Origin of the sequence: Burkholderia sp. BCC1993 (assembly GCF_905339865.1) — a bacterium.
Classification (GTDB): domain Bacteria; phylum Pseudomonadota; class Gammaproteobacteria; order Burkholderiales; family Burkholderiaceae; genus Burkholderia.
This window is the reverse complement of sequence record NZ_CAJPGZ010000016.1, coordinates 130055-148434: the sequence shown is the minus strand read 5'-3', so window position 1 is coordinate 148434 and position 18380 is coordinate 130055. Positions and strand designations below refer to the sequence as shown.

The following is an 18380-nucleotide window of genomic DNA, read 5'->3' as shown; positions in this document are numbered from 1 at the left end:
TTGCCATGAAAAACAGTCGAGCGCTCATGATGCTGATCGTCGCGATGGTCGCGGGGCTTGCCGCGGTCGTGTTCGCGTCCCGCTGGTTGATGAATACCTCCACCAGCTCGATCACGTCGGTCGCGGTGGCGACCACCGACCTGAACCTGGGCGAGCCGCTCGGGCCGAACCAGATCCACATGGTGAGCTGGCCGTCGGGCAGCGTGCCGACCGGCGCGTTCACCGACACGAAGGAACTCGAAGGGCGCGTCGTGCGAACGAGCCTCGCCCGCGGCGAGCCGGTGATCGAGTCGAAGCTCGCGCCGGTCGGCACGAAGGGCGGGCTGTCCGCGGTGATCGCCGACGGCAGCCGCGCGATTACCGTGCGGGTGAACGACGTGGTCGGCGTCGCGGGCTTCGCGCTGCCGGGCAACTACGTCGACGTGATCGTCAACACGCAGGAACAGCAAGGCAAGACCGACGGGCAGAGCATCTCCAAGATCGTGCTCGAGCACATCCTCGTGCTGGCCGTCGCGCAGCAGGTCAGCCGCGACGACACCGCACCGAAGGTCGTCAACGCGGTGACGCTCGAAGTCACGCCCGACCAGGCCGAACGTCTCGACCTCGCACGCAGCGTCGGCACGCTGTCACTCGTGCTGCGCAACCAGGTCGACCAGAAGACGCTGACCACCGACGGCGCGACCAAGATCACGCTGCTCGGCAAGGCGCCGGTACCCGAAGTGCCCGCCCCCGCGCCGGTGAAGACCGTGCGCGTGCGTGTCGCATCCCATGCGGCACCGGGAGCACGCCGCGATTGCGTCGGCGTGCTGACCGGGGTACACGGCAGCGTCGAATGTTTCTGAAACGGCAGAACACACATCCAGATAAACAGATTAACCAGATCGGCCGCCGTCAGGGCACGGCGGCCTTGAAAGTCGACAACCGGCGTCTCGCCGGTCACTCGGGGGATCAGACGAAATGAAGATCAATCCGCAAGATTCAGGTACCGGCCCGGTGCGCACGCGTATCGCACGGGGCGCGATGATGGCCGCGATCCTCTGTGCCGGAACGCTGACCGTATACAGCGCACTGGCCCAGGAAGGCGCCGAATCGGCCGCGCTGATGAAGGGCGGCGCCGCCGCGCCGGCGGCCGCCGCCAAGGGGCCGATGCAGATGACGATCAGCATGACGCCGACACCGGCTGCCGCGCCCGCGGCGGCGGCGGGGCCGCTGCGCGGGCCGAACTGCGTGGGCGCGGTACGCGAGTCGACCAGCGTCAGCGTGCCGCTCGGCAAGTCGCTGCTGGTGCCGATGCCGGAGCCGGTCCGCAACCGGACCATCGGCAACCCGGCCGTCGCGCAGGCGACGATGGTGTCGCCGCAGACGCTGTACATCCTCGGGCTGTCGGTCGGCACGACCAACATGATCGTGCAGGGTCGCAGCGGTGCGTGCCGCGTGATCGACGTGGCGGTCGGCGCGGACGCCGGCGGCCTGCAGGCGTCGCTGATGCAGCTGATGCCGAACGAGCACGACATTCACGTATCGACCGCCGCCGGCACGATCGTGCTGGCGGGCAACGTATCGAACTCGCAGGCCGCGCAGCAGGCGGTGCAGATCGCCCGTGCGTACAGCGACAGCGCCGGCGACGGCAGCGGCAAGGGCGCCGGCGTGCTGAACATGCTGGCCGTCACGTCGCCGCAGCAGGTGATGCTCGAGGTGAAGGTCGCCGAAGTGTCGAAGACGCTGATCAACCAGATGGGCAGCGCGTTCAACATCCAGGGCGGCTTCGGCTCGTGGAGCGGCGCGCTCGTCAGCAACCTGCTCGCGGGCGTCGCAAGCGGCGCGGTGTTCAACAAGGCGAACAACAGGCCGTTCAGCATCGCGGCCGACGTGCAGAACACCGACAACCTCGTCAAGATCCTCGCGGAGCCGAATCTCGTGACGATCAGCGGCCAGGAGGCGACGTTCCTCGCCGGCGGCAAGATCTTCATCCCGGTGCCGCAGAGCAGCGGCAACGGCACGTCGTCGATCACGCTGCAGGAAGAGGAGTTCGGCGTCGCGCTGAAGTTCACGCCGACGGTGCTCGGGAACGGCCGGATCAGCCTGAAGGTCGCGCCGGAAGTGTCGGAACTGTCGCAGACGGGCGTGACGCTGAGCGCGTCCAACATCGGCGGCACGTCGATCCTGCCGCTGATCACGACGCGGCGCGCGTCGACGACGGTCCAGATGGGAGACGGCGAGTCGTTCGCGATCGGCGGGCTGATCAAGGACAACGCGAGCGGCGCACTGAAGGCGATCCCCGGCGTCGGCGAGGTGCCGGTGCTCGGCGCGCTGTTCCGCAGCACGTCGTTCCAGCAGGACCGCACCGAGCTGATCTTCGTGATCACGCCGCACCTGGTGAGGCCGCTGCAGACGGCCGACGTGCCGCTGCCGACCGACAGCTTCTCGAAGCCGAACGAAGCCGACGTGTATGCGACCGGCAACATGGAAGGCCGCAAGGGTGTCCGCCGGGCGGGCGCACAACCGGCGAGCGGCTCGATGGATGCACCGCAGACGCCGGCTCCCGCACCTGCTCCGGCGCCGCAATCGGCTGAGCCGGCCGCACCGGCCGCCGCATTGCCCGCACCGCGTGCGCCGCAGCCCGCCGATGCACCGGCGCCGGTGCCGGCGGAGCCGGAGAAGGCCGCGGCGGCCGACGCGGCAGGGGCGGTGAGCGCCGAACCGACGCCGGCCGCGCAGCCGCAAGAGCAACCGCAGTCGCAGCCGCAACAGCAGTCGCAGCCGCAGGCCGATGCGGCCGCCGCGGTCACCGCGGCGCGGATCGCGCGCATCGAAGCGGCTGCCGCGCGTCTCGCGGCCGCCGGCTCCGCCGCGCCGGCAAAACCTGCGCCGCGTTCGAAGCACAGCTTGCCGGCCGCCGCGCACGCGCAGATCGCGCGGGCGGGCACGGAACCCCAGTCCACCGATCATTGAAGCCAGTCAAGGGGAAGCTCATGAAATCCGCCTACCTCGTATTCGTGCGCCGCGCGGCGCTCGCCGTCCCGCTCGCGTTCGCGCTCGCCGGCTGCATGTCGTCGACGCCGGTGTGGGACACCCGCTTCGGCGACTCGGTCCGCGCCGTCACGCAAGCCCAGATCATCGATCCGCATGCCGCCGAACACGCGGCATCGAACCCGGGGGTCAACGGCAGCGCCGCCGCGTCCGCGCTCGACAACTACGACAAGTCGTTCAAGCAGCCCGAACCGAAAGCCAATGCATTCGTGATCGGGATCGGCAAGTCGGCGCAGTAACACACAGGCAAGCTCAGGGAGAACGCCATGTCCAGCGCAGCTCGTCATCCGAAGCTCACGCGTCGCGGTATGCATCGCCAGCGAGGCGCCGTCGCGATCATCGTCGGTCTCGCACTGGCGGTGATGATCGGGTTCGTCGGTCTCGCGCTGGACCTCGGCAAGCTGTACGTCACGCGCAGCGAACTGCAGAACAGCGCCGACGCATGCGCGCTGTCCGCTGCGCGCGACCTTACGTCGGCCATCAGCCTGCAGGTCTCGGAAGCGGACGGCATCGCCGCCGGCCACTCGAATTACGCGTTCTTTCAGCAGAACGCGGTGCAGATGCAGACGGATTCGAACGTCACGTTCAGCGATTCGCTGACCAATCCGTTCCTGACCAAGACGGCGGTCGCCACGCCGGCGAACATCAAGTACGTGAAGTGCACCGCGCAGTTGAGCAACATCGCGCACTGGTTCATCGAGGTGCTCAACACGATTCCCGGCGTGCAGGTCGCGAATGCGGCCCAGGTCGCGGCGAGCGCGATCGCGACGGTCGGCGCCGGGCAGACGGCCTGCGCGATTCCGGTGTTCGTGTGTCGTGCGTCTGCCGCCGCGCCGTACAAGGTCGGCGACTGGATTGCGTCGCCGTCCGGCTCGTCGTCGACTTACGGGCCCGGCAACTTCGGCTGGGCGGCGCTCGACGGTTCGACGAACGAGACGACCATCGCCAGCGAACTGTCCGGCAATAGCTGCAACATCACGTCGCCGCCCGACCTCGGGTCGACGGGCCTGAAGTCCGCGTCGCTGCGTGCCTGGAACACCCGCTTCGGCATCTACACGAACGGCGCCAACGGCTCGAGCGGCCAGCCGGACTTTACCGGCTACGCGTACGTCGGCCCCAACTACGGGCCGCCGGGAACCGCGGGCATCGTCGGCGACGCATACACGCAGTTCGTGCTCGACCGCGCCAGCTTCAAGTCCTACCAGGGCGACGGCGCAGCGCCCACCGGCAGCGGCATCGCGACCAACGGGACGGCAACGGCAAGCAACTACCAGACGTTCGGCGGCGACCGCCGGCTCGCGCTCGCACCGGAAGGCGACTGCTCGACGTTGTCGGGCAGCAGCAGCAAGCTTCACGTCACGCAGTGGGACTGCGTGCTGATGCTCGATCCGCTGCCGTTCAGCCCGGGCGCCGGCGGGGTGACGGCGCACCTCGAATACCTCGGCACGACGGCATCCGGCACGACGCCCTGCGCGACGCACGGCTTGCCGGGTACCGGAAGTTCGGCCGGCATCAAGGTTCCGATGCTCGTTCAATAGTGGAGACGCGATCATGAAAAGGCTCCCGATTCGCCGGTCACGCATGCGCGGTGTCGCCGCGGTCGAATTCGCGCTCGTACTGATGCCGATGATCGTGCTCGCGACCGGCGTGGCCGAGTTCGGCCGCGCGATCTATCAGTACGAGACCCTCACCAAGGCGACGCGCAACGCGGCGCGCTACCTGTCGGTCTTTCTGCCGACCGACAGCGCGTATCCGCTCGCGGAGGCGCAGTGCCTCGTCGTGTACGGCAGCACCACGTGCGGCTCCGCCGGCACCGAGCTGGTGCCGGGGCTCACGACGTCGATGGTGATCGTCTGCGACGCCGCGCATTCGACCGATTGCGCCGATGCATCCGACCCGCCGCAGTTCGCGAACCTGCCGACGTACGACTCGACCAACAATGCGGCAAGCGGCACGGCGACCGGCAGCATCAACGTCGTCGAGGTGAAGGTGAAGGGCTACCAGTACCAGCCGATTCCGGCCTACCCGGGGCTGTCCTCGATCACCTTCGGCAACATCGTCACCGTGATGAGGCAAGTGTCATGAACGCGCGTCCCTTTCCGCTGTTGCGCCGGCGCGCCCAACGCGGCGCGACGATCGTCGAGTTCGCGCTGATCGCATCGATCCTGATCATGCTGCTGATCGGCGTCTTCGAATTCGGGCGCGTGCTGTTCTACTGGAACACCGCGACCGAGGCGATCCGGCTCGGCGCACGCACGGCGATCGTCTGCGACGTGAACGCCGCCGGCGTCGTGAAGCGCGTGAAGTCGCTGATGCCGATGCTGTCGAACGCGAACGTGTCGGTGAGCTACACGCCGTCGGGCTGCGACGTGAGCTCCTGTTCGTTCGTGACGGTCAGCATCACCAACGTGACGGTCAGGACGATGATTCCGATCGCGAACGTCGCGATCACGATGCCGTCGTTCACCACGACGCTGTCGCGGGAAAGCCTGAATTCGTCGACGGGCGGCACCGCCTGTCAATAATCGAACCGACGAGGCACAGTCATGATCAATATCCTCGTAGCTGCCGACGATACCGCCCGGCTCACGCAGATCGCGCGCCTGGTCACCGAGAGCGGACACTATCGCGTGACGCGCGCGCACGGACGGCCGTCCCAGATCGAGCATCGAACCGACGGGCTCGATTCGTTCGACATCCTGTTGATCGACGGCGCGACGTCCGACGCGGCCGAGCTGTCGGCGATCGAGCGGATCTGCCGGCTGCACCCGGGCCTGACCGGCATCCTGGTGACCGCGGATGCGGCGCCGCACGTGCTGCTGGACGCGATGCGCGCCGGCGCGCGCGACGTGCTGCAGTGGCCGATCGACCCCGCGGCGCTCGCCCGCGCGCTCGAACGCGCGGCCGCGCAAAGCACGCGGCGCGACAGCGACGATACGCGCTTCGTGTCGTTCATGTCGTGCAAGGGCGGCGCGGGCACGAGCTTCGCCGCGAGCAACGTCGCGTACGAAATCGCCGAAGGCCACAAGCGCCGCGTGCTGCTGGTCGATCTGAACCAGCAGTTCGCGGATGCCGCGTTCCTCGTCAGCGACGAGACGCCGCCGTCGACGCTGCCGCAGCTGTGCGCGCAGATCGAACGGCTCGACGGCGCGTTTCTCGACGCGAGCGTCGCGCACGTGACGTCGACGTTTCACGTGCTCGCCGGCGCGGGCGACCCGGTCAAGGCCGCGGAGATGCGCGAGGATGCGCTCGAATGGATCCTCGGCGTCGCGGCGCCGCGTTACGACTTCGTGATCTTCGACATCGGCGTCAGCATCAATCCGCTGTCGATGATCGCGCTGGATCGCAGCGACCAGATCCAGCTCGTTCTGCAGCCCGCGATGCCACACGTGCGCGCGGGCCGCCGGCTGCTGGAGATTCTCGTGTCGCTGGGCTATCCGACGGACCAGTTGCGGCTGGTGGTGAACCGGATGACGCGCGCGAGCGAGCGGTCTCGCGCCGCGCTCGAGGAAGTGCTCGGCCTGCACGCCAGCAGCACGATACCCGACGACGCCGACACCGTGCGCGAAGCACTCGACCAGGGGCATCCGGCCTCGCGCGTCGCACGCGGCGCGGCGGTCACGCGTGCGTTGCAGGCCTGTGCGAAGCAGATCGTCGAAGGGGACGTGCGCACCAGGCACGGCACGTCCAGCAGCGAACCGTTGATGTCCCGGCTGTTCGGCCGCAAGGCCACGCCGAAGCTCAAGTCCATGTGAATCTTTCGGGGAAACCATCATGTCATTGCGCGAACAGATGTCCTTGTACCGGACGCAGCCGCAGGCGGCGGGCACCGAACCGGCAGGTGCGCCGCATTCGTCGGTACGCAACGCCTACCAGAAGATGCGCCGCGAAATTCACATGGCAGTGCTCGAACGCGTCGAGCTGGAGCGTCTGTCGCGCCTGCCGCAGGAACAGGTCCGGCAGGAGATCTCGGCGCTGATCTCGCGCATCCTCGACGAGGAGCGCCTGCCCGCGAACGACATCGAGCGGCGCCAGCTCGCGATCGACGTGTACGACGAGATGTTTGGTTTCGGCCCGCTCGAGGCGCTGCTGCGCGACCCCGGCATTTCCGACATCCTCGTGAATACGTACCGGCAGGTCTACGTCGAGCGAGCCGGCCAGCTCGAGCTGACCGACGTGACCTTCTACGACGACGCGCACCTGATGAAGGTGATCGAGAAGATCGTGTCGCGGGTCGGACGCCGCATCGACGAATCGACCCCGATGGTCGATGCGCGTCTGCCGGACGGTTCGCGCGTGAACGCGATCATTCCGCCGTCGGCGATCGACGGGCCGCTGATGTCGATCCGGCGCTTCGCGGTCAACCCGCTGAAGATGGACGACCTCGTGAGTTACCAGAGCCTCACGCCGCCGATGGCGGAACTGCTCGATGCGCTGGCCCAGGCGAAAGTGAACGTGCTCGTGTCGGGCGGCACCGGCAGCGGCAAGACGACGCTGCTCAACATCCTGTCGGGCTTCATTCCGCGATTCGAACGGATCGTGACGATCGAGGATGCGGCCGAGCTGCAACTGCAGCAGCCGCACGTGCTGCGGCTCGAAACGCGGCCGCCGAACATCGAGGGCAAGGGCGAGATCACGCAACGCACGCTCGTGCGCAACGCGCTGCGGATGCGGCCGGACCGGATCATTCTCGGCGAAGTGCGCGGCGCGGAAGCGCTCGACATGCTCAATGCGATGAACACCGGCCACGAAGGCTCGCTCGCGACGATCCACGCCAACACGCCGCGCGATGCACTCACCCGGCTCGAGAACATGATCAGCGTCGGCGGCCTGACGCTGCCGCCGAAGACGATGCGCCAGCAGATCGCGTCGGCGATCTCGGTGGTGGTTCAGGCCACGCGGCTCACCGACGGCAAGCGGAAGATCGTCAGCATCCAGGAGCTGACCGGGATGGAGGGCGACATCATCAACATGCAGGAGATCTTCACGTTCAAGCGCACCGGCATGGATCGCGACGGCACGGTGCGCGGACACTTCTGCGCGACCGGCGTGCGGCCGAAGTTCGCCGAGCGGCTGCAGGCGTTCGGCATCAACCTGCCGGATTCGCTGTACGACCCGGCGCAGCGTTACGAGACGAAGTGACGACGCGCGCTCGTCTGATTCCGGGGAGGCCTCATGGACTCGATCTTTTACGGTTTTGTGATTCTCACCTTCGTCGCGGTCGTGCTCGCGATCGAGGGCGTCTATCAATGGTGGAACACGCGCCACGGTGCCGCGGCGCGCCGGATCGAGTCGCGCCTGCGCGCGATGTCGGCCGGCGGCGGCGTGCAGCAGGAGCGGCTGTCGATTCTCAAGAAGCGGATGCTCGACGAGTCGAAACCGTTCGACCGGCTGTTGTTGCGCATGCCGCGCGTGCAGTCGCTGGACCTCCTGCTGCAGCAGTCCGGGCTCGACTGGACGGTCGCGAAACTGGTCACGCTCTGCGCCGTATTCCCGGTGGCGACGATACTGGCCCTGGCCCTGACCGCGTTGCCGCTGATCATCGTGGTGCCGATTGCGCTGCTGACCGCATGCATACCGGCAATGTACGTGATGCGGCATCGCAACCGGCGGATGCTCAAGCTCGAGCGCCAGCTGCCGGATGTCTGCGACATGATCGCGCGCGCGCTACGCTCCGGCCACTCGTTTACGAGCGCGCTCGGGATGGTCGGCGAGGAGTTTCCCGATCCGATGGGCGGTGAATTCCGGATCACGTTCGACGAGATCAACTACGGCGTATCGCTGCACGATGCGCTGGTGAACCTCGCCACGCGCGTGCCGGCCCACGACCTGCGCTACTTCGTGATCGCGGTGCTGATCCAGCGCGAGACCGGCGGCAACCTGGCCGAACTGCTCGACAGCATCGCATCGCTGGTGCGCGAACGCTTCAAGCTGTTCGACAAGGTCCGCGTGCTGTCCGCGGAAGGGCGGCTGTCGGCCTGGATCCTCGGCCTGTTGCCGTTCGGTACCGCGGGCATGATGGCGGTGTTGAACCGGGAGTTCCTGTCGGTGCTATGGCAGGATCCGGCCGGCATCAAGATGGTTGGCGTGATGCTCGGGTCGATGGCGTTCGGCCTGCTGTGGATTCGCCGCATCATCCGCATTCGCGTCTGACGCGTGTCCCGGGCTTCACGAACCGAATCGAGGCTGTCATGCAAAACCTGAGCGTAGTACATACCGTGATGCTGGCCGGCTTGTTCCTTTTCGTCGCCGGCGGCGTGCTGGTCGCGATGCTGCTGTTTGCGCCGCGCAACATGGAGCGCCGGATCCAGCAGGCGAGCGGAGCAAGCGTGGGCATCGGCACCGGTGCGAACGACGGCGGCGGGCAAACATCGCACTGGGTCGCGAAACTCGTCGAGCTGTCGAAACCGATTTCCCGGCTGTCGCTACCGCAGGAGGGCTGGGAGAACTCGCCGCTGCGGATCCGGCTGATGAATGCCGGCTGGCGCGATGCGAACGCGGGCGCGCTTTACTTCGCGGCGAAGACGGTACTCGCGCTGGCGCTGCCGGGCGCTGCGCTGCTGGCGCTCGCCACGACCCGCCTCGCGGGTCAACGCATGCTGCTGTCGTTCATCCTCGTGGCGCTCGCCGGGATCGGCTACTACGTGCCGAACGTGATCCTCCGGCGCCGGATCGCGAAGCGTCAGCAGGTGATCTTCGAGGACTTCCCGGATGCGCTCGACTTGTTGACCGTATGCGTCGAAGCAGGGCTCGGACTCGATGCGGCGCTGATGAGGGTGAGCGAGGAGCTGCGCTTTCGCAGCGAAGTGGTCGCGGGCGAACTCGACTTGCTGCTGCTCGAGATGCGTTCCGGGTTCACGAAGGATACCGCGCTGCGCAATCTGGCGCTGCGGACCGGCGTCGAGGATATCGAATCGTTCTGCGCGATGCTGATCCAGGCCGATCGCTTCGGCACGAGCATCGCGGAATCGCTGCGCGTGCTCTCGGACATGCTGCGCACGCGGCGGCGGATGCGCGCCGAGGAGCGGGCTGCGAAGATTGCGTTGAAGCTGTTGTTCCCGCTGATCTTCTGCATCTTCCCGGCACTGATGTGCGTGTTGCTTGGGCCGGCGATGATTCACGTGTATCGCGTGCTGCTGCCGACCTTCACCAGCATCGGGCAGTAAGCGGCGGCGGGGGTGCCGCGCGAATCGGATGTGCGTGCCGGCCCGGCATCGCCGGCCGGCACGGTCACCGTCTTCATGGGAGGCTCCTTCTCCCCCGGGCGGCGCCGCGAGACAGGTCGATCATAGCGGTGTCAACGCAACCCGGACCCATGGTCGACCCTGGACGCAGCCGTAGTCCACTGCCCGCGCGGGTGGCCCCCTACGGCTGACCCTCAAGGCCGCCCCTCGCTCGGCACGTCCGCTGCCTTGCTGAGTTCGGCCATGATGATCCGTGCGATCTCGTTGGCCGGTGCGCGTCCGTCCGGGCCGGACGCCGTGTTCGCCCACGTGACGATCGTCGTCTTCGTGACCGGATCGTAGCCCGCGAACGTATTGAAACCCGGTATTTCCCCGGTGTGCCCGTAGAACGTGCCGAACTTCGCGAGCCCCATGCAGTAGCTCGCCGACGCCGGATTCGACGGATCGATCGGCGTGCAGCTCGCGAGGCGTTGCGCCTGCAGGTCCGCATTCAGGTAGCCACCGCCGACCATCCGCTGCACGTACGCACCCAGTTCGGCCGCGGTCGAGATGCCGGAGCCGGCCGTCCATGCCCACGACGTATTGACCGTCGTCACGTCGGTTGGCTGCAGCGTGCCGTTCTTCGCGGCGGCCTGGCGCGCGGGAGACAGCGCGTCGCCGTCGATCGTCTCCACGTTGGTGCCCCATTGATAACCGCGCGGCGCCGGCGCGGGCAGCGCCGTGTTGTTCTGCGGCGGCAGCGAGGTCCCGGTCAGCCCGAGCGGCGCGAACAGCCGCGTCCGGATCGCATCGGCGGCGCTCATGCCGGTGCGCTGCTCGATGATCAGGCCGAGCAGCACCGTATTGGTGTTCGAGTAGCGAAAATCCGCGCCCGGCGCGAAATAGACGGGCTGGTTCTCCGCGATGCCCAACAGTTCGTCGATGGTCCACACCTTGTCCGGCTGCGCGTCGAGCGAGTGGTTGAACGCAAGGCTGGTCGAGTAGTTGTAGAGACCGCTGCGCATCGTCAGCAACTGCTCGATCGTGATCGTGTCGCCGTTCGGCACGTTCGCGACGTACTGGCTGACATGATCGGTCAGGCGCAGGCTGCCTTCCTGCACGAGTTGCAGGATCACGGTGCCCGTCCACGTCTTCGTCACGCTGCCGATGCGAAAGTGCGCGTTCGTCGGGATCGGCGAGTTCGCGCCGCGCACGGCCGTGCCGAACGACGCGAGCCAGTTGCCTTGCGGCGACTGCACGTAGACGACCGCGCCGGGCGTCATCGTGCTCGCGAGCAGCGCATTGATCTGCGGGCGCGCCTGGGTGGCGTAGGCAGGCTCGTCGCTGTTCAGCGAGCTGTCGCCGCCGCAGGCGGAAACGGCGATGCCGACGGCCAGCGCCGGTGCGACCGCCGCCAGGTGACGCAGCAGTCGCTTCGCGGCGCGCGGGAAAAGCCGGGGAGGAGCAGAGGTCGCCATCGCGTGTTCCCTTCCTTGTTGTGTTTCAGTGGTCTCCTTGCCATCCCCGAAACTATAGGACACGCATCCGGGCACCGAAGGTGCGCGATGCATTCGTCATACGATATCGGCCGGCAAGGCCGGCCGGGTTTTGCGCGTCACTGAAAATGATGCACGTACCTCAACACCATCCGCGAACCCTGCGGCCGGTTGCGCGCATGCACCGCGAAGTACGCGTTGAACAGCAGGTGATCCTGCGGCGAGAAACTGACGATCGAACGGCTCGCCGAACTCGCAGGCGTCAGCCCGAGCACGCTGTTCGCCGGTTCCGCAATCGTCACGGCATCACGCCGATGGCATTCGTGCGCCAGTTGCGGATGCAACATGTGCGCGACGAACTGCTCGACGATGCGACACCGGGGCTCGCGTCGGTGACGGACATCGCGCTGAAATGGGGCTTCGCGCACCTCGGACGGTTCGCGATCGAGTACAAGCGCGCGTTCGGGGAATCGCCGTCGGCCACGCTCCGGATGCGGCGCGTGCGGTGCTGACGGGGCAGCCGCGACACCGGCTCGAGGTCGAAGCCGAGTCGCGCGCCGGGCGACGGATCACGCAACGGTGATCGTCACCGGCTGGACAGAGGATGGGGTTCGGAGCATGCGTCGTGCCGGCCAAGCGTCGCGGCTTGCCGGCGCCCTCGCGCAACGGGCCGGTTGCGGCAACCGGCCTCCTCGCGCGTGGTTCAGAAATGCACGACGGTCCGGATGGACTTGCCTTCGTGCATCAGGTCGAACGCTTCGTTGATGCCGGTGAGCGGCTTCGTGTGCGTGACGAACGGTGCCAGCTGGATCGTGCCGGCCATCGCTTCCTCGACCATGCCCGGCAGTTCGGAGCGGCCCTTGACGCCGCCGAATGCGGTGCCCAGCCAGCGGCGACCGGTGACAAGCTGGAACGGGCGCGTCGAGATTTCCTGGCCGGCGCCGGCGACGCCGATGACCACCGACTGGCCCCAGCCGCGGTGCGCGCATTCGAGCGCGGCGCGCATCACGTTGACGTTGCCGATGCACTCGAAGCTGTGGTCGACGCCCCAGCCGGTCATTTCGACGATTACCTGCTGGATGGGCTTTTCGTGATCCTTCGGGTTCACGCAGTCGGTGGCGCCGAACACGCGCGCGAGGTCGAACTTGCCGGGGTTGGTGTCGATCGCGATGATGCGGCCGGCCTTCGCGAGCTTGGCGCCCTGGATCACCGCGAGGCCGATGCCGCCGAGGCCGAACACGGCCACGGTGTCGCCTTCCTGCACCTTGGCCGTGTTCTTCACCGCGCCGAGGCCCGTCGTGACGCCGCAGCCCAGCAGGCAGACCTGCTCGGGGTTCGCGTCCGGGTTGATCTTCGCGAGCGACACTTCGGCGACGACGGTGTATTCGCTGAACGTCGAGCAGCCCATGTAGTGATAGATCGGCTGGCCGTTGTAGCTGAACCGCGTGGTGCCGTCGGGCATCACGCCCTTGCCCTGGGTGGCGCGCACCGACACGCACAGGTTGGTCTTGCCGCTCTTGCAGAACAGGCACTCGCCGCATTCGGCGGTGTAGAGCGGAATGACGTGGTCGCCGGGTTTGACGCTCGTCACGCCTTCGCCGACTTCCACCACGATGCCGGCGCCTTCATGACCCAGCACGGCGGGGAAGAGGCCTTCGGGATCATCGCCCGACAGCGTGAAGGCGTCGGTGTGACAGACACCGGTATGGGTGATCTTGACGAGCACTTCGCCCTTGCGGGGCGGTTCGACGTCGATTTCGACGATCTGGAGCGGCTTACCCGCTTCAAACGCAACTGCGGCACGTGATTTCATGACAATCCTGTTGAAAAAATCATCGAATGGAGCGGGGCGTCGACGATCCTGCACCGGTCAGCGCAGGTAGGACCGGACGAGGGTCACGATATCGTCGATCGATTCGGAAGCAGGCCGCGGGGCATCCGCGAGCTGGGTAAATTCCTCGCGCAGATGGCTTTCGAGCACGCCGGCCATCACGCCGTTGATCGCGCCGCGGATCGCCGCCAGCTGCTGCAGTACCGGACCACAGTCGGCGCCTTCCTCGAGCGCCTGCTCGAGCGCATTCAGCTGCCCGCGAACACGGCGCACGCGGGTCAGGACGCGTTTCTTTTCTTCGGGGGAATGCGGCATGGGATCGTGGTTTCCTGATACTGGGGGGCAGTATAGAACATGCGGTGCCGGAGGTATACCCGGTCGTGCCCGGATGCCGCAGGGCCGGCGGCGCCGGCTGGGTTCCCGATGCAGGTGCGCAATCGGCGTCAGATCAACAGCGAAAGCGTGCGGAACAGCGCGAGATCGTCCTTGCGCGCCGAGCGCGCATGCCGCCGGATCACCTGCAGCAGGCAGTCGATGAAGCAGCGCGCGGCGTCGCTCAGCGTGCTGCTGCGGCGCGTGACGACGCCGAGTTCGCTCGGCTCGAAGGTCTCCTTCAGCGACAGCACGCGCATCCGCTCGCCGAACGGCGGCACCGCCGCGAGGATCGTCGGGCACCACGTGCACATGCCGGCCTGCTCGAGCATCGTCTGCAGCATCGCGACCGACTGCGCGCGCACGATGCGCCGTTCGTCGATCTGCGCGCCGTGCCGCGTGAACAGGTAGTCGACGAGCGCGGCCTGGCCGTCGGCCGACGAATTCAGCACCCAGTCGCAATCGAGCAGGTCGTGCACCGATTTCGCGCGTTCGTGCGGATGCCCGGCGCGCACCATCACCGACGTCTCGTAGCGCAGCAGCGGCTCGAATGCGAACTCCTGCGCGCCGCTGCCGGCCTGCACGTGGCCGAGCGCGAAATCCATGCTGCCGTCGCGCAGCAGCGGTTGCGCGACGGCCATCAGCGCTTCGTACAGTTCGAGGCGCACGTCGGGCATCCGCTCGCGAAACTGCAGCACGGTTTCCGCGAGGAAGGTCATCGTCAGCCACGGCGTGACGCCGACGCTCAGCCGCCCCTCGACACGCCCGCGCATCCGTTCGAGATCGCTCTGCGCATGCTCGAGCTGCTTGAGCACGAGCTTCGCGTGCGTGAGCAGGGTCTTCCCGTATTCGGTGAAGCCGATGCCTTCCGGCGCGCGCACCAGCAGCGGCAGGCGCTCGCTGGCCTCCAGCTCGCGCAACGCACGCGTGACGGCCGCCTGCGACAGCCCGAGCGTGCGCGCCGCGCCGCGGATGCTCCCGGCCTCCGCGCTCGCGACGAGCGCCTGCAACTGATGTAGCTTGATCGTGCTCATGGTGCGAAAGGGTGCGAGAGGGTGTGATAGCCGACAACGAAAGGTTGTCATCATAACGAAACTGCGACTGTTCGCCGACTTTTTCGCTGCCTACGATCTCGCCCACGACCTGCCATTCCGGCAGTCGCCACGCGGCACCTTGAGAGGAGTAACGGGGTTGGATCGAGCACGCATTCCGCCTGAAATGGCGGCCATCGAGACGGAGATGATCGCGCTGCGCCACCGGCTGCACGCCCATCCGGAACTCGGTTTCGAGGAACACGCGACGAGCGGGCTCGTCGCCGATTGCCTGACAACATGGGGTTATCGGGTCACGCGCGGCCTCGGCTGCACCGGCGTGGTCGGCACGCTCACGCGCGGCGCCGGGAAGCGGCTCGGGCTGCGCGCCGACATGGATGCGCTGCCAATCCGCGAGACGACCGGGCTGCCGCATGCGAGCCGGCACGACGGCGTGATGCACGCGTGCGGCCACGACGGCCATACGGCGATGCTGCTCGCGGCCGCCCGTTGCATCGCGCAGCGCGGGCGCTTCAGCGGCACGCTGAACCTGATTTTCCAGCCGGCGGAGGAAGGGCTCGGCGGTGCGAAGCGGATGCTCGACGACGGGCTGTTTACGCAGTTCCCGTGCGACGCCGTGTTCGCGATGCATAACGTGCCGGGCCTGCCGGCCGGCGTGCTCGGCTTCTGCGACGGCCCGGCGATGGCGTCGGCCGACGAGGTGCGCGTGCGCGTGACCGGGCGCGGCGGCCACGGCGCGGCGCCGCACACGACGATCGATCCGGTGGTCGTCTGCGCGTCGATCGTGATGGCGCTGCAGACGGTCGTGTCGCGCAACGTGAATCCGCAGGAACTGGCGATCGTCACGACCGGCTCGATCCACGCGGGCACCGCATCGAACGTGATTCCGCCGCATGCGGATCTCGAGCTGAGCGTGCGGGCGCTGTCACCGGACGTGCGCGCGCTGCTCGAACGGCGCATTCGCGCGATCGTGCACGGCCAGGCCGACAGCTATGGCGCGACGGCCGAGATCGACTATCGCCGCGGCTATCCCGTGCTAGTCAATCATGCGGCGCAAACCGCGTTTGCCCGCGATGTCGCGCGCGAATGGGGCGGTGATGACGCGCTGATTCCGCATCTGCGGCCGATCGCGGCGAGCGAGGATTTCGCGTTCATGCTCGACGCGTGCCCGGGCAGCTACCTGTCGATCGGCAACGGCGACGGCGCGGCCGGCTGCGGCCTGCACAACCCCGGCTACGATTTCAACGATGCGTGCCTCGCGACGGGCGCGAGCTACTGGATCGCGCTCGCCGAGCGCTACCTCGCGTGATGCGGCCGGACCGATTCGATTCACCTTCAACGACGGCAACAAGGAGACTGGCAATGAAACAATGGATGGCGGCGCTCGCGGTGGCGCTGACGGCAACGACGGTGGCAGGCGCCGCGCATGCCGGCGACTGGACCGGCAAGGAGATCCGCCTCGCGGTCGATCCCACCTATCCGCCGCTCGAATACAAGCAGCCCGACGGCACGCTGACCGGCTTCGGGATCGACATCACGAACGCGTTGTGCGCGGAGCTGCATGCGCGCTGCGTGTGGGTCGAGTCGAGTTTCGACGGGATGATTCCGGGGTTGCTCGCGCGCAAGTTCGACGTGATCGCGTCGTCGATGACGATCACGCCGAAGCGGATGCAGCAGATCGCGTTCACGAACCGGATCTCGAACGCGCCGGCGCGGCTGGTCGCGCGCAAGGGTTCGCCGCTGCTGCCGACGGCCGCGTCGCTGAAGGGCAAGCGGGTCGGCGTCGAGCAGGGTTCCGCGCAGGCCGACTATGCGATCGCGAACTGGCAGCCGGCCGGCGTGCAGATCGAGTCGTACCAGAACCAGGACCAGGTCTATGCCGATCTCGTGACCGGGCGGCTCGACGCGGCGTTCCAGGCGTCGATCGCGGCGAGCGACGGCTTCCTGAAGAAGCCGCAGGGCAAGGACTTCATGTTCGTCGGCGCGGCGATCGACGACGCGAAGTACTTCGGGCAGGGCGACGGCCTTGGGCTGCGCAAGCAGGACACCGAGCTGCGCGACGCGTTCAACCGCGCGCTGGCGACGATCCTCGCGAACGGCACGTATCAGCGGATCAATCGCAAGTACTTCGACTTCGACATCTACGGCACGAAGTAAGCGGAACCGCAGCGTAGCGAGCGAGTGGGAATCATCAAATCAATAAGGAAAACGAATGAACTGGAGATTGTTTTTCGTCGCGATGCCGGCACTGTGCGCGGCACCGGCGTTTGCGCAAAGCAGCGTCACGTTGTATGGGTTGATCGATGCGGGCATCGACTATACGAACAACGTCGGCGGCCACAGTGATTGGCAGATGGCGAGCGGCTTCGCGCAGGGCAGCCGCTGGGGGCTGAAGGGCACCGAGGATCTCGGCGGCGGCTACAGCGCGCTGTTCCAGATCGAGAGCGGCTTCAACGTGAACAGCGGCACGCTCGCACAGGGCGGCCGCATGTTCGGGCGGCAGGCTTACGTCGGGCTCGGCAGCACGCGCTTCGGCACGCTCACGCTCGGCCGGCAATACGACTCGGTCGTCGACTATCTCGCGCCGACGACCGCGAACGGCAGCTGGGGCACCTATCCGTTCTCGCATCCGCTCGACAACGACAACACCGGCAACACTTTCCGCGTGAACAACACGGTCAAGTATGCGAGCCCGGATTTTGCCGGCTTCTCGTTCGGCGGCACGTACAGCTTCAGCAACGACACCGGGTTCGCAAACAACCGGCAGTGGAGCGTCGGTGCGCAGTACGAGCAGGGCGGCCTGCTCGTCGGCGCGGCGTTCCTGAATGCGGACAACCCGGGCGCGACGGCCGGCGGCGCGATCGCGGGTTCGGGGTCGGTCGGCGCGGATGCGAACTTCGCGTCGGCGCGGCTGCGGATTTTCGGGGCGGGCGTCAATTACACGGCAGGGCCCGCGACGGTCGGGTTCGCGTATACCAACAGCAACGTCACGCGGCCGACCGCGAACGTCGGCTACCTGTTCGGCGACGAGACGATCGAACCCGTCACCGGGCCGCTCGCGGGCGGCACGGTCACGGCGATCAAGTACCAGAACTTTGAAGTGAACGGTAAATACCAGTTCACGCCGGCGTTCTTCGTGGGCGCGCAGTATGTGTATACGACCGTGCGTTACGAAGCGACCACCGGCAGCGCGAAACCGAAGATCCATTCGATCGGGCTGATGGCCGACTACAACCTGTCGAAGCGCACCGACGTCTATCTGATGGGCGCGTACCAGCGGGTTGCCGGCGACGCGACCGGCTCGTCGCTCGATCAGGCGGTGATCCCGGGGGCGGCCGATTTGTCGTCGACGTCGAAGCAGTTGATGGTGCATGCGGGGATCCGGCACAAGTTCTGACTGGATCGGGATCGAGGGATCGAAGGGCGGGAAGGGCGG

17 protein-coding genes and 2 pseudogenes are annotated in these 18380 nt (G+C 67.2%); 14 read left to right on the top strand and 5 right to left on the bottom strand.

Features of this window, described 5'->3' with window-relative positions; all coding sequences use genetic code 11:
* Window positions 1-5: 5 nt before the first annotated feature.
* From cpaB to U4Y91_RS26110, 10 genes are all read left to right on the top strand, one after another.
* Window positions 6-842, top strand: a complete 837-nt coding sequence (gene cpaB, locus U4Y91_RS26155; RefSeq protein ID WP_321807512.1) for a Flp pilus assembly protein CpaB — start codon at window positions 6-8, stop codon at window positions 840-842.
* A 115-nt stretch (window positions 843-957) separates the two neighbouring features.
* Window positions 958-2952, top strand: coding sequence for a type II and III secretion system protein family protein (locus tag U4Y91_RS26150; protein ID WP_321807511.1), 1995 nt, complete (start codon window positions 958-960; stop codon window positions 2950-2952).
* 20 nt (window positions 2953-2972) lie between these two features.
* On the top strand, window positions 2973-3269 hold the full coding sequence (locus U4Y91_RS26145) for a hypothetical protein (RefSeq protein ID WP_124487329.1): 297 nt from the start codon (window positions 2973-2975) through the stop codon (window positions 3267-3269).
* A 27-nt stretch (window positions 3270-3296) separates the two neighbouring features.
* On the top strand, window positions 3297-4568 hold the full coding sequence (locus tag U4Y91_RS26140) for a pilus assembly protein TadG-related protein (protein ID WP_321807510.1): 1272 nt from the start codon (window positions 3297-3299) through the stop codon (window positions 4566-4568).
* A gap of 13 nt (window positions 4569-4581) precedes the next feature.
* On the top strand, window positions 4582-5115 hold the full coding sequence (locus U4Y91_RS26135) for a TadE/TadG family type IV pilus assembly protein (RefSeq protein ID WP_124487327.1): 534 nt from the start codon (window positions 4582-4584) through the stop codon (window positions 5113-5115).
* Entirely contained in the window at window positions 5112-5555 is a 444-nt protein-coding gene (locus U4Y91_RS26130; protein WP_321807509.1) for a TadE/TadG family type IV pilus assembly protein, read from the top strand. Before U4Y91_RS26135 ends, U4Y91_RS26130 begins: the two co-directional genes overlap by 4 nt.
* A gap of 21 nt (window positions 5556-5576) precedes the next feature.
* The gene (locus tag U4Y91_RS26125) at window positions 5577-6785 is read left to right on the top strand and encodes an AAA family ATPase (protein ID WP_321807508.1); all 1209 of its coding nucleotides are present in this window, start codon (window positions 5577-5579) and stop codon (window positions 6783-6785) included.
* 19 nt (window positions 6786-6804) lie between these two features.
* A complete protein-coding gene (locus tag U4Y91_RS26120) occupies window positions 6805-8172 on the top strand; it encodes a CpaF family protein (RefSeq protein ID WP_321807507.1) in 1368 nt (455 codons plus the stop codon).
* 33 nt (window positions 8173-8205) lie between these two features.
* The gene (locus tag U4Y91_RS26115) at window positions 8206-9183 is read left to right on the top strand and encodes a type II secretion system F family protein (protein ID WP_321807506.1); all 978 of its coding nucleotides are present in this window, start codon (window positions 8206-8208) and stop codon (window positions 9181-9183) included.
* Between the two features lie 38 nt (window positions 9184-9221).
* Entirely contained in the window at window positions 9222-10196 is a 975-nt protein-coding gene (locus U4Y91_RS26110; protein WP_257774248.1) for a type II secretion system F family protein, read from the top strand.
* Between the two features lie 212 nt (window positions 10197-10408).
* Here U4Y91_RS26110 and U4Y91_RS26105 read toward each other — a convergent pair whose 3' ends face one another.
* Both U4Y91_RS26105 and U4Y91_RS26100 read right to left on the bottom strand, forming a co-directional pair.
* Complete coding sequence (locus U4Y91_RS26105) at window positions 10409-11671, bottom strand: serine hydrolase domain-containing protein (protein ID WP_321807505.1); 1263 nt, start codon at window positions 11669-11671, stop codon at window positions 10409-10411.
* 137 nt (window positions 11672-11808) lie between these two features.
* A pseudogene (locus U4Y91_RS26100) lies at window positions 11809-11928 on the bottom strand (phenol degradation protein meta); the annotation flags it as partial.
* Between U4Y91_RS26100 and U4Y91_RS26095 the strand changes: the two are divergent.
* Window positions 11912-12201, top strand: a pseudogene (locus tag U4Y91_RS26095) (helix-turn-helix transcriptional regulator); the annotation flags it as partial. The pseudogenes U4Y91_RS26100 and U4Y91_RS26095 overlap by 17 nt on opposite strands.
* A 191-nt stretch (window positions 12202-12392) precedes the next feature.
* On the opposite strand, the gene U4Y91_RS26090 reads toward U4Y91_RS26095, so the two are convergent.
* The 3 genes from U4Y91_RS26090 to U4Y91_RS26080 form a co-directional block, all read right to left on the bottom strand.
* Window positions 12393-13502: an S-(hydroxymethyl)glutathione dehydrogenase/class III alcohol dehydrogenase gene (locus tag U4Y91_RS26090; RefSeq protein WP_257774256.1), complete on the bottom strand. Its 1110-nt coding sequence runs from the start codon at window positions 13500-13502 to the stop codon at window positions 12393-12395.
* A gap of 57 nt (window positions 13503-13559) precedes the next feature.
* Window positions 13560-13835 carry a formaldehyde-responsive transcriptional repressor FrmR gene (gene frmR / locus U4Y91_RS26085; protein WP_321807504.1) on the bottom strand — a complete coding sequence of 92 codons (276 nt, stop codon included), beginning with the start codon at window positions 13833-13835 and terminating at the stop codon, window positions 13560-13562.
* Between the two features lie 128 nt (window positions 13836-13963).
* Entirely contained in the window at window positions 13964-14926 is a 963-nt protein-coding gene (locus U4Y91_RS26080) for a LysR substrate-binding domain-containing protein (RefSeq protein WP_321807503.1), read from the bottom strand.
* A 157-nt stretch (window positions 14927-15083) separates the two neighbouring features.
* Here U4Y91_RS26080 and U4Y91_RS26075 point away from each other — a divergent pair, with 157 nt between their 5' ends.
* From U4Y91_RS26075 to U4Y91_RS26065, 3 genes are read left to right on the top strand one after another with little or no spacing between them, the layout of a single operon-like run.
* Window positions 15084-16253 (top strand): M20 aminoacylase family protein, encoded by a 1170-nt coding sequence (locus U4Y91_RS26075; RefSeq protein WP_321807502.1) that lies wholly within the window; start codon window positions 15084-15086, stop codon window positions 16251-16253.
* 53 nt (window positions 16254-16306) lie between these two features.
* Window positions 16307-17101 (top strand): ABC transporter substrate-binding protein, encoded by a 795-nt coding sequence (locus U4Y91_RS26070; protein ID WP_321807501.1) that lies wholly within the window; start codon window positions 16307-16309, stop codon window positions 17099-17101.
* Window positions 17102-17156: 55 nt separating this feature from the next.
* Window positions 17157-18341: a porin gene (locus U4Y91_RS26065; RefSeq protein ID WP_321807500.1), complete on the top strand. Its 1185-nt coding sequence runs from the start codon at window positions 17157-17159 to the stop codon at window positions 18339-18341.
* Window positions 18342-18380 lie beyond the last annotated feature (39 nt).